The organism is Halalkalicoccus tibetensis (assembly GCF_037996645.1).
GTDB classification, from domain to species: Archaea; Halobacteriota; Halobacteria; order Halobacteriales; family Halalkalicoccaceae; genus Halalkalicoccus; species Halalkalicoccus tibetensis.
This window is the reverse complement of sequence record NZ_JBBMXV010000006.1, coordinates 232165-243628: the sequence shown is the minus strand read 5'-3', so window position 1 is coordinate 243628 and position 11464 is coordinate 232165. Positions and strand designations below refer to the sequence as shown.

Annotated in this window: 10 protein-coding genes and 1 pseudogene; 2 read left to right on the top strand and 9 right to left on the bottom strand. The window is 56.7% G+C overall.

The annotated features are described in order from the left end of the window. Window positions 1-18 precede the first annotated feature (18 nt). The 4 genes and pseudogenes from WOA58_RS17595 to fmdA all read right to left on the bottom strand — a co-directional run bounded on the left by WOA58_RS17595 (window position 19) and on the right by fmdA (window position 3904). Entirely contained in the window at window positions 19-1248 is a 1230-nt protein-coding gene (locus WOA58_RS17595; RefSeq protein WP_340605594.1) for an RNA-guided endonuclease InsQ/TnpB family protein, read from the bottom strand. 66 nt (window positions 1249-1314) lie between these two features. Then, window positions 1315-1404 (bottom strand): annotated as a pseudogene (locus tag WOA58_RS17590) (DUF2080 family transposase-associated protein); the annotation flags it as partial. A 426-nt stretch (window positions 1405-1830) separates the two neighbouring features. After that, window positions 1831-2196, bottom strand: coding sequence for a SprT family zinc-dependent metalloprotease (locus WOA58_RS17585; RefSeq protein ID WP_340605658.1), 366 nt, complete (start codon window positions 2194-2196; stop codon window positions 1831-1833). 436 nt (window positions 2197-2632) lie between these two features. Continuing rightward, window positions 2633-3904 (bottom strand): formamidase, encoded by a 1272-nt coding sequence (gene fmdA / locus WOA58_RS17580; protein WP_340605593.1) that lies wholly within the window; start codon window positions 3902-3904, stop codon window positions 2633-2635. 321 nt (window positions 3905-4225) lie between these two features. Here fmdA and WOA58_RS17575 point away from each other — a divergent pair, with 321 nt between their 5' ends. After that, window positions 4226-5047: an MOSC domain-containing protein gene (locus WOA58_RS17575; RefSeq protein ID WP_340605592.1), complete on the top strand. Its 822-nt coding sequence runs from the start codon at window positions 4226-4228 to the stop codon at window positions 5045-5047. A 127-nt stretch (window positions 5048-5174) separates the two neighbouring features. Here WOA58_RS17575 and WOA58_RS17570 read toward each other — a convergent pair whose 3' ends face one another. Beyond that, entirely contained in the window at window positions 5175-5762 is a 588-nt protein-coding gene (locus WOA58_RS17570; RefSeq protein WP_340605591.1) for a carboxymuconolactone decarboxylase family protein, read from the bottom strand. 148 nt (window positions 5763-5910) lie between these two features. Between WOA58_RS17570 and WOA58_RS17565 the strand changes: the two genes are divergently transcribed. After that, window positions 5911-6174: a hypothetical protein gene (locus tag WOA58_RS17565; RefSeq protein ID WP_340605590.1), complete on the top strand. Its 264-nt coding sequence runs from the start codon at window positions 5911-5913 to the stop codon at window positions 6172-6174. A 10-nt stretch (window positions 6175-6184) separates the two neighbouring features. Here the strand turns inward: WOA58_RS17565 and WOA58_RS17560 are convergent, their stop codons facing one another. From WOA58_RS17560 to rdfA, 4 genes are all read right to left on the bottom strand, one after another. After that, the gene (locus tag WOA58_RS17560) at window positions 6185-6784 is read right to left on the bottom strand and encodes a hypothetical protein (protein ID WP_340605589.1); all 600 of its coding nucleotides are present in this window, start codon (window positions 6782-6784) and stop codon (window positions 6185-6187) included. A gap of 182 nt (window positions 6785-6966) precedes the next feature. Continuing rightward, on the bottom strand, window positions 6967-8652 hold the full coding sequence (gene thsA / locus WOA58_RS17555) for a thermosome subunit alpha (RefSeq protein ID WP_340605657.1): 1686 nt from the start codon (window positions 8650-8652) through the stop codon (window positions 6967-6969). Between the two features lie 68 nt (window positions 8653-8720). Further along, a complete protein-coding gene (locus WOA58_RS17550) occupies window positions 8721-10685 on the bottom strand; it encodes an AMP-binding protein (protein ID WP_340605588.1) in 1965 nt (654 codons plus the stop codon). A gap of 91 nt (window positions 10686-10776) precedes the next feature. After that, window positions 10777-11451: a rod-determining factor RdfA gene (gene rdfA, locus WOA58_RS17545; RefSeq protein WP_340605587.1), complete on the bottom strand. Its 675-nt coding sequence runs from the start codon at window positions 11449-11451 to the stop codon at window positions 10777-10779. Window positions 11452-11464: the final 13 nt, after the last annotated feature.

Here is an 11464-nt window from a genome sequence, read left to right as displayed (position 1 = left end):
CTTGCATGGTGGTGTGAACTACCCCGCCCTGCTCGGCCTGACGGCCTCGCTGAGGACGGGGCTTCCTGTTTCCACGACGCGCTTTGCAGGAACCGAATCGGTCCCCACAGGGAGCGCAGTCTCCGCAGGCATTGAATCGGGGTGAACCACCCCTATTTCGGTGAGTCCGCGAGAAAGGATGTTGTAGGCGGCGTTGAGGTCGCGGTCCGCCTCGAACCGGCACGAAGGACACGAGTGTTCCCGAACCCACAGCGGTTTGTCGGTCGAAACGCCACAGTTGGAACACTCTTTCGTCGTCCCGCGCGGATCGACGGCGACGAAATGCGTGCCTTCGCGGTCGCACTTGTACTCCAACATTCGGAGGAACGTTGCCCATGACGCCGAGGCACGGTTGCGGCTGTTCGATGGAAGTTCCATCAGACCTTTCGCGTCGAGATCTTCGACCGCCACAAGGTCGTATTCCCGAGCGTAGTAGTTCGAGAGCTTGTGAAGGAAGTCCCGACGCTTTCGCTTCAGGTCGGCGTGGCGTTGGGCCACGACGCGCTGTTGTTTGTGGTAGTTCGCCGAGCCGTGTTGTTTCCGCGAGAGGTCGCGTTGTGCGCGCTCCAACCGCTCGCGTTCGTCGGAGAGGTCGGGACCTTCGACGGCGGTTCCGTCGCTGTCGTGAGCGTACTTCAGGATACCCACGTCGATGCCGACGCACCGCTCGGGATTCTCGGGCTTCGGTGGCGCGTCGTTCTCGGTTTCGATCCCGAGAACAGCGAACCATTCGCCCGTGGGTTCCTGCTTCACGACGACCTCTTTGATCGTGGCGTCGTCGGGAACCTCGCGGTGGTAGACCATCGGAACGTCGCCGATCTTGGAAAGAGAGAGTACAGGCCGACCGCTCGTGTTGTTGAGCTTGAAGCCGGTTTGACTGTACTTGATCGAGCGATATTCCTGCGGGGCTTTCCACTTGAGTTCGCCGATGCGGTAGCCGTTGTCCTTCCGCCCCTTTAACGTCGAGAGGTTGTCGTACAGACGTTGTACGACTTTCTGAAGGACCTTCGAGTGAACGTCCTTCAGGTCGGACCACTCGCGTTTGAGGTTCGGTAGGAGTAACTGTTCGGAGTAGGCGGAGGTTCCGTCTACTCGGTTGAGTCGGTGAAGGAAGTGGTTGTAGACCTGCCGGCAGGTATCGACGGTCCACGCTAACCGCTCGTGGAGTTCGTCGGTGGGTTTGAGTCGATACCTGTAGTTGTAGCGCATGGTCTACTCGCCTGAATCGGCGTCGGGGTCGGAAATGCGGACGACCTTCACGTCCGCTCCGATCTACCGTTTCGGGACGAGGACGTGCGCGCCGTTTCCGACCGGGTGAACATCTCGGTCGAGGACTTCGTCGCCCTCGATTTTGTGCCGATCCATTAACTGTGTATATACTCTGTTATAACTCAAGTCTATCGAATCGTAGGCCTGCGGGCTTGCTACCGAACACGTATGAGAACTGTGCGGCGCTGTATCCCCTCCCTACTCGCTCCCTCCGGTCGCTCGTTGAGGAAGGGGCCTTAGCGCCTCGATTTAGGTAAACTGCCTCGGGGTCAAGCCCCGGGGCATCCGCGCTGTGTTTTCTGTGAATACAGCTGGATCTTTCTCAGCCCTCGTCACAGAACACTTGCAGGGTGGTGTCTTTGATGTAGCAGCGGAATGTGATGATAGAGGGTACATTAACACTTGCAGGGTGGTGTCTGGCTTGGTCGGATGCCTCCTTCTCGTCCGTAGAGTGCCTTGTGCAACATCATGGCTCATCGAGGGCAGTCTGTTGAACAAGGGCGGCAGACGATCAGATCTCTGCTACACATACTCGATCGAGATCGCACCGCCACACCGCCCACATGAGTACTTCTCGGGTTGTTTCACGACCTTCGATCGGCGATATCGTGGATCACGACTTCCACACTCCTCACAGATGACCCAGTAGTTCGGCTCAGCGTACTGCTCACAATGACGATCCGTCTCCAACGGTTCAACCCACTGTTTGAAAGTCGACCCGTGATCGGCCTTGCTGTACTCGTGATACTGCCAAGCATGAATTAACTCGTGGCGCACGACTCGAGAAAACTGCTCCCATCCATACGCTTCATAAGCATCCCACGAGAGGCGAATCGTGATCTGCTCACTCTGCTGGTCGTAGATCGCAACGCCGGCCGAGCGCTGCATCCGAGTTGAGGTCTCCCAGTTGATTGCCTCAACAGGCAGTTCTGGAAAGTTCTCGGCCGCAACTTCACCACTGTGCGCTCGCACAATGCTGTTTCGTAGTCGGATGACCCCTTTCTCTCGTCTTCATCTCTCTGAGCGGACGCTGAGTGACCCTCAGTCACCGAGGCAATCCAGTCGTATTGACGTTGCGTTTAGTAGCCTCTACGCTCGGATTCGGTGTTTGGAACCCATCGCGGTAGCACGGCCAGCAGAGAAAAAGCACTGTGTAGAGAACCGCCCGAGTGATTGTGACTGTATACCGGCGCTCGAGGATCCTTGTGCTGGTACGCGTCGTAAATATCCTGATTGCGCCTCAGTTCGCTGTTGCCGCTTACTGAGTGATAACTAGCTGCTTGAAGAGCCGCCGTCACAAGAGCCGGAATGAAAGGACGCTAAATCAGTTTCCTAGTGGATCGTCAGTTATCGCGACTTGGCCCCGGTCCGACGTATCACCGAGCTCAGAGGGACTGATATCGAACTCGAATACACCTTTGGGAATCGCGAGCGTCGAACAGGCATTAGGGATGTCGACCATCCCACTCTGCCGGCCCTCAACAGGGACGGTTGAAAGAAGCATATAGGCCTGTTCACCAGTGTACCCAAACTTCTTGAGGTACTCGATAGCTTCGAGTGCTGCACGCCGATAGGCGACGTGCGGGTCAATATAGTGTTGCTCGCCATCCTCGGTCACCGAGTATCCTTCAAAGACGATGTAGTCCTCGAAGTTGGGGCCACGGTGGCCGGGTTCAAAGATCGGATGATCGATCCCGTGTTTTTCCATCCCGTCTTTGATGAGATCGAGCTCGATATCGAGATAGCCGGCCATCTCGATCGCGCCACAGAACGTGATCTCACCGTCGCCCTGTGAGAAGTGGATGTCCCCCATCGAGAGCTTCCCGCCCTCGACGTAGACTGGGAAGTACACCCGAGTCCCGAGCGAGAGGTCCTTGATATCACAATTGCCGCCGTTTTCTCGCGGTGGAACCGTCCGGGCTCCCTCTTGGGCGGCTGCCTCGGCTTCCTCGTCGCCCATCTCACCCATGACTGCTGCATCCGTGTCCGGCGGATTCGCGACAGGCGGATTTTCTTCTCCAGTTGGGTGGTTGTGGATCGATTCGGGGTCTTCGGCATGCTGATCCATGAGCGTCTGTTCGCGCTCGTTCCATGCCTCAAGCAGTTCCTGTGATGGGGCCGTCCCGACCAGTCCGGGATGGATCATCCCTTCAAAACGGACATCGGGGATGTGCCGGGAGGTCGTTTTCGTTCCGTGAAAGTCCCAAATCGCCTTTGCGGCGTCCGGGAAGTGATCCGTAAGGAATCCTCCACCGTTTTCCTGGGAGAAAATGCCCGTAAAGCCATACTCCCAGCGCTCATTGAGTGCGCCGATATCGAGAATATCCATAACAAGTAGGTCCCCGGGCTCAGCACCTGCAACCTCAATTGGCCCACTCAGATAGTGGACTTGATTGAGATCAACATCCCGGACTTCGTTTGCATTATCGTCATCTGTGATCTGACCGCCAGTCCAATCGAGACACTCAACACGAACCTGATCGCCCGGATCGACCGTCACGACGGATGGGATATCTGGATGCCACCGATTGTGGACTGAGGTCGGCTGTTCGTCCGCTGGAGCCTCCACGTCTACTTCTATTACGGTTTCTGGCATACGACAACACACACCACGATATAGTGCACCTTATAGATATCTAACTATTTTATCTCGATCATGATCTGTGCTGGTCTACACTCCAGTGCATCAGTGTAGGAGTCTTAGACCTTGTACGATGGCTGTTCATCAAACCGAATTACTCAGCACAGTCTACAACGCGATACCAACTCCACAAAGACAGAGCGTTTCAAGTACAGCGAGTGGGTGATCTTGTGTGATTTGCACTCATTGGAATAGGATAGGAAACACGGTAACTTGTACTGGCGTAAAAATTAGTCTACGTAAAGATTTATATTGACAACTAAACCATGTTGTGTGATGGCACACATCAAGAACCTCTGGGTGTACCCAATTAAAGGGCTTGACCGGATGGAAGTTGATTCGATCACTATTAACGAAGGAGGGACATTTGAAGGCGACCGACAGTACGCGATGCTTGACCCCAACGAAAACAAAGTCATTGAGGATCGCTTTGATTCAGTTGGAAAGACCTTCAATGGGAAAGAAATCGATCACACACACGAAGTAAAATCGGAGTTCGACCCTGATACAGATCGGCTCACGCTCCGAATGCGAGAAAGTGGTGAAACGTACACATTCGACCTCACAACTGAACGTGAAGAGGCAAGCGAGTGGTTCAGCGATTTCGTCGGAGAACCAGTTAAACTGCGTTATCGGGAACCACCGTCCTTTATCGATCGCCCAAAACTTGGCCCCTCAGTCATCAGTACCAAGACCCTCGAGGAGCTTGCCTCTTGGTTTGATGAGATGACTGTTGAAGGTGCTCGAATTCGTCTTCGACCGAACATCGAAATCGGTGGCGTTCCGGCATTCTGGGAGGACCGTTTCCTTGGTGACGATCCCTCCGGATTCGAGATTAATGGCATCCGATTTGAAGGTGCAGAGGCTTGTGCCCGCTGTGTCGTCCCCTCGCGTGATCCCGATACGGGAAAGCCGATCGACGATTTTCAACAGCGGTTCGCCAAGTATCGTGAGGAAACACTTCCAGAGTGGGCACCTAAAGAAGCGTTTGAGCACTTTTTCACGATCATGCTCATTACTGATATACCGGAAGCAGACTATGGTGGCACGATCAATGTCGGTGACGAGATCCATGTTAGTGAGGAACTCCAAGCGTAACTTCATCAAATTTAACCATAGCTATTTATACGCTTGATGCAATTGTCGTGGGATTCAATCTGAGAGGGGCGATTAGAAGCGAAAAAAGTCTCACAACGGAACGTAACGACTCGCGTATTGGTGAGGTTCAGTCCGTCTTTGGACGTGGATTTTCCAGCGGATACTCCACGTCGTCAGGATACGCGCTATCGTCTGTAGGTTGGAGTTCCAGTGCGATACAGAACCTATCGAGCCCGACTTCCAGACTTCCAAACAACAGCAGCTCAATGATCTCAGCTTCTGTGAAGACCTCTTGGAGATTCTCGAAAAAGTCATCGTGGATCCTGTGAGGGTCCTCCGAGAGTTGTTTAGCAAGCGAGACAGCAAGATATTCACGACGGGTAAGTTCGTCCTCGGTGATATCACCAAAAACGGCATCTTCTTTCGGTTTGACGGCGTCGTGAACATCGAGCGTTCGCACCGTCGCACAGTATGCACACTGATGGGACTCGGCCACTTTGAGCCGCATCAATTCGAGCAGTTCCGTATCGATGTTCGCGCGCTGGCCAAACGACTCGAACGCGGCGACGATGTGGGTGAATATCTCGGGACAGTGCGCCATGGCTCCGAAAAACGCGGCATCGCCGTACCAGCCCGATTTTGCGTCTTCGATTCGTTCTGCCACTTCGGGATCGCTGACCGCGTCAGAATCGAGCGGCATCGGCCGAGAGGTCATAGAACACGGTACCGTACCAATCATGTTATAACTTACCACTAGCTCGGAGCGGGTGCGACCGACGGCGGAAGGTAGCGGGAGTGGCAGTGTCCGCAACCGCACCTGGCAAGGAGTATAAGACCATGGCGACTATGAATACGAACGACAGATGACGGTAGACGGCTCCGAAACGGCATCCGAATCCGAATCACTTGCGCCGAAAGAGATCACTGACCGCCTTTCCCAGCTCGAGGTAGGTGAGACGATCCGGGTAAATGGCCGCCAGCGCACGTATGAGGTAATCGATACGGATACGTACTCGGTCATCGCCGAGGACTCGGCAGGCCGTCAAATCACGATCTCCCAGAATCTTCAATCGGGCGGCTGGACGATTAACGAAGAGGTGTCCCACATCGAAACTGCCCGAGACTAACCTAATTATATCAGCACTGTTTGAGATACAGCTGGAACTCTAGCTCGGTCTTCACGTTGCCGGTAACGTCCGAGTACTCTTTCTGGTGAGGAATCGAAAGCGGCGACTCTGACGGCGTAGAATCACAGAGTCGGTCCGCAAACCGCTGGATCTGATTCGCGTCTTGTCCTGGCGCTCGGAGCACGACGCCGTCATAGTTCTCAAGCGGGAGTGACTCGACCCGCTCGACGATTGCGTCGAGGTCGTCCGACGTGGCGACGAAAACGCTCACATACTCGTTGGCCTCGTGGGTCAGTACTCGTGTTTCGGTGGCTTCGCCGTCGTCGTTTCGCCGGGCAATCGTCTCACGGATCAGCCTCGCGCGATCCCGCGCGGCTGACTCCCAGGCATCGGCGGACGCGTCGGGTTCACGGGCGATGTGGTAGGCCGACTCGTCGGGTACGACGAGTCCGTAGGCGATCATCAGTTCAAGCGTTTGGTGGGTATCCGGCATCGAAATGTCCCGATCGAGTTGTTCGGCAGTAAACGAGTCGGAGCCATAGCGATCGGACGCGGCGAGATACAGATCGATACAGGTTTCGAGCCGTGGTAGTCGGTTCGCTGAGGCCATGCTTCCGTCGTAGATTCTCCGCTGAATTATAAAAATACTCGTTACTATGTGATTCAACCTCGGTTCTCGACTGACTCAGCTGGTTTACAAAGCATAACATGGTAAGAATCCAGTGAGCGCTACGGTCGTAGTGCTCCGTGAGGATTTCGAGAGTGGTCTGTGATCACGGGGCGAAAGCGGAGTCAGTGGCCCATCGAGTGGCCGACAGCCCACGGATACCCCTCTGTGCTGTGGACGGCACCGCTCGGGCCATGGTCGTGGTCGTGGTCGTGCTCGTGAGTACCGTGATCGCCGGTGACGGAGACATTGTCGTCGACGCGAACGATCATGGTCGCGATCTCCGCGGCGCTCGCGACTGCTCGTCGTTTGATGTAGAGTGGTTCGAGGACACCCCGTTCGGTCATATCCGCGACCGACTTCGTCTGTAGGTCGAGGCCGGCCGCGCTGGCGCCATCGTGGTGAGCGGTCCGAAGCTCGAGAATGGCATCAATCGGATCCATTCCGCTGCTTTCGGCGAGCGTTCGAGGAATCGTCTCCAGTGCGTCGGCGAAGGCCTCGATTGCAAGCTGTTCCTTGCCTGCTTGTCCGGTCGCGAACGTTCGAAGCTCCCGTGCGAGTCCAACTTCAGTCGCCCCGCCGCCCGGGACGATCGCTTCGTCCTCTATGGCGAGTTTCAGTGCGTAGAAACAGTTATCCAGCATTCGTTTAGTCTCCTCGGCGACGTGTTCGGTGCCGCCGCGGAACAGCACCGAAACCTGTTTGAACTCGTCGAAGCCGGAGACGACCGTAATTTCGGTTGGGCCGACCGACCGTCTGTCCACCGTTTCCGCCGTCCCGACTGTTGCGGAACTCAGTTCCTCGATCGTGACTGGCTGGGAACCGGTCGCGCGAGCCAGTTTGTGGAGTTCGTCGCGGCGGGTTCGTTCGACGGACAACACACCCGCCCGCGCGAGTAGATATCGGACCGGGTCGTCGATCGACTGCTGACAGAAGACGACGTCGGCGCCGCTGGCAGTGATCGCGTCGGCGTGCGACTCGTAGATGTCCCGTTCGTAGTCCTGGAGCGCCTGATAGTCCTCGTAGGATGTGAGATCGACCGCACCGATTCCATTCGGCTTGTCAATCGAGAGCTCTTGGTCAATGAGAGCGATAGTAGCGTCGTCGTATCGCCGCGGGAGTCCTGTTTCCGGTGATACGACGTCCGTAGACGACTCGTTCATGTCGATTACGAGGCCGTTGAGAACCGTCGAGTCGTAAAACGAGCCACCAGGGATGGTCTTCCGCGTGATCCGTTCGAACCCGACACGGCCATCGCGCTCAATCGCCCGAACGGTTTCGACGGCTTTGTTCGCGAGGAACTCAGTCCCGGATTCGTCCCATTTCCCGGTTACCACGGTTCGAGCGATCTCGCGAAGTCGATCGTCGTCGTCGAAGTCGATTGAAACCGTCCAGTCATCGAGAGCATCGGCCGCGTGGGAAGCCGCGAGGTGGTAGCCACGAGCGATCGCCGTTGGATGAACGCCACGCTCGAGCAGCGTCTCGGCTTCGCTCAGCAGTTTGCCAGCGAGCAACACTGCGGTCGTCGTCCCGTCACCAACCTTCGAATCCTGCTGTTCGGCGACGGTGACGACGAGATTCGCGACGGGATTGGAGATGTTCATCCGATCGAGAATGCTGGCTCCATCGTTCGTTATGATGATCTTTCCGTCTGACGTGATGAGCATTTTGTCGAGTCCGTTCGGCCCAAGGGTCGTTCGAATTACCTCTGCGAGCTGTTGCCCTGCCTTCATATTCGTCTCCCACGCTGCAGGCTCGTCATCGGTTTCACTCGTTATCGATGATCCGCGAGACACGCTATTATCCACCATGATGTATCTTCTCACACATACTGAGTGAAAGGACATAAAGGACCCGACGGCGACGGAATTCGGTGACTTCACTCGGTGGGGCTCGTTCGCTGATGACGGATCTCGACGGCGATATTATCGAGAACGTCCGGATTTCGGAGTAGTTCCGTATCTCCGAGCCGTTCCCCGTCGAGGAGGTCGGCGAGAGCTTCCCGGAGTACACCACCGGAGTATGTCCGTGGGAGTTCGGGGACGAGGTAGACGTCAACCGGACAGATCGGCGCCGCAAGTTCTCGCGTGACTGTTTCTCTGACTTTTGATCGAACATCCGTCGGTCGGTCTGATTCGCAAACGACGAACGCGTACGGAGCTTCGCCCATGATCTCGTGTCGCCCACAGATTACTGCGACGTCGTCGATCTCGTCGAGCGACTCAATCACGCGTTCGATTTCACTGACGTGAACCCGATTTTTTGTGTAATGACCGATATTGATGACATCGTCAGTTCGACCGAGTATGGTCATGTACCCATCCTCACGAACGGCGCTATCCTCGGAGAAGTAGGTCCACTCATTGGGCGGATCGCCGAATTCCGTCCAGAGTTCGGTGGCTGCCGCTTCGTCCCCGACTGGCCGAAAGAACCCCGGCCATGGTCGTTCAAATACGAGATACCCTGACTGGCCAGCCGGAACTGGAGCGCCCGTTGCGTCGACGATCTCGGCGTCGATTCCCGGAAGAGGTTTGCCCACCGATCCGGGGCGCATTTCATGAATAGCCGGCAGCGTCGAGATCGCGATACCACCGTTTTCGGCCTGGTACCATGTATCGACTATCGGACACGACCTGCCGCCGACGTGTTCGTAAAACCACCACCACGTCTCGGGCTCGATTCGCTGGCCGACCGTTCCAAGCAGTTTGAGCGACGAGAGATCGTGTGCATTTGGGTACTCCGACCCCCACTCCATGAATGCTCGAATCGCCGTCGGCGTCGTGTAGAACTGCGTGACCTCGTTTTCCGCGATGATCTCCCAGGGTCGGGTTTTGTCGGGGTACGCCGGTGCACCCTCGTAGAGAAGGGTGGTCGCCCCGAGAGCGAGTGGTCCGTAGACGATGTAGGAATGACCAGTAATCCATTCGATACCGGCAGGACACCACAGCGTGTCACCAGGGGCCACATCGAGGACTGCGTGTGTGGTCCACGCGACGTACGAGAGATATGATCCCGTCGCGTGTTCCATTCCGACCGGTTCGCCCGTGGGGCCGGACGCATAGCAGACAAACAACGGCTCGTCGCTTTCCCTCGAGACCGGTTCGACGCTGCTATCCCAGTGTCTCGATCGGAGTTCATCGTAGTCGTACTCAGCGCTCCAGCCTTCGCTATCGTGCCCAGTACGATCGACCGAAACCGTCGTCACATCCCACTCGAGCTGCTCAATAGCCCGGTTGGCCTTCGGCTCGAGTGGGTGAAACGCGCCGTTCTGGTGGTAGCCATCCGCGGTAACGAGGACTTCGGCGTCCGTTTCAGCCATAAACGAGGCGAGGACGTCCGCGGAGTACTCCGCGAAGACGACGACATGTGGAGCCCCGAGCCGAGCGGCAGCGAGCATCACTATCGGGAGCGCGGGCAGACGCGGTAAGTAGAGTGCCACAGTGTCGCCCGTGTTGACTCCAATTTTCCGGAGCGACGCCGCGACGGCATTTACGTTCCGCTCAAGGTCCGCGTACGTGTACGTCTCTGTTCCGCCAGTTTCCCGGACCCACTGGATCGCAGGCTGGTCACCACGACCCGCTTCAACGTGGCGATCCACGCAGTTGTACGATGCATTGAGTGTCCCACCGACGAACCATCGGTAGTACGGCGGTTTCGTCGTCGGTTCGAGAACCGTCGAGTGTGACTGATGCCACTCGAGCAGCGACGCTGCCCGTTCCCAACAGGTCGGCCACTCCTCTTCGAACGTCTCGTAGATTTCGGGAGAGGTGACGTTCGCCTGCTCGACAAACTCCGATGGCGGAGAGATCGAATGGCAGGGGTCGGAGCAACGTCCCTCTTTCATTGTGGTACCGTATTACACAGCCACCGTTATACGTTTCGTCGACCCCCGCCGAAACGCCGCAGAACCGGCACCTGCCGCTGTTTTCGGTCGTTCACGCTTCAGAGCATGAACAGGATCTGCTCTCTAGTAGTTCGGTCAGATAAAATGTATCGCCACAGTCGCCGCACGTAACTCGAACAAAGAGCTCCGCCTCGAGGTCGCCGGTCTGTAGCTGACCGGTCTTGACGGCTCGGTCAAGCGCACTCTGGACGACGTTTGAGGCGCGAGTTTGGGCCCACTGGGTTGTGTTTACGGTTTGTTCGAACGATGGAGGGGACCTGTCGGGATCGACGGAAACGCAGTTTTGGAGGTGTGAGCGGATCGTGACGTGAGAGACGAACGCCGACTCGAGACGGTCAACATCGATCCCTGCCTCACTTAGTCGTGCACGCAGTTCCGCGCGGCGAATGTCCGACCCGGAATCAGTCCGAAGAACCCGGTAGACCGCCTCGGCAACGTCCTCTCCGACGAGGGCAGCGTGAACGGAACGGCCGCTGGTGACGTCGGCACGGTCCAGTTCCGCTTCGATGACGCGAACATTGAGGTGCTCCGCAATCGCGCGATAGCTGTCTTGATGCCGCCGACGGTCGACAAGTTCCGTGCCGACATCCTCGATATCGAACGCTGTCGCTGTCCGTTCGACTTTGCAACAGGCCGTCTCGGTCTCGGACGGAGCTTTCGACGAGTCGTTCGAGCGAGCGTCCATATCGAACTCAATATGGCCCATCGAAAAGCAGTTC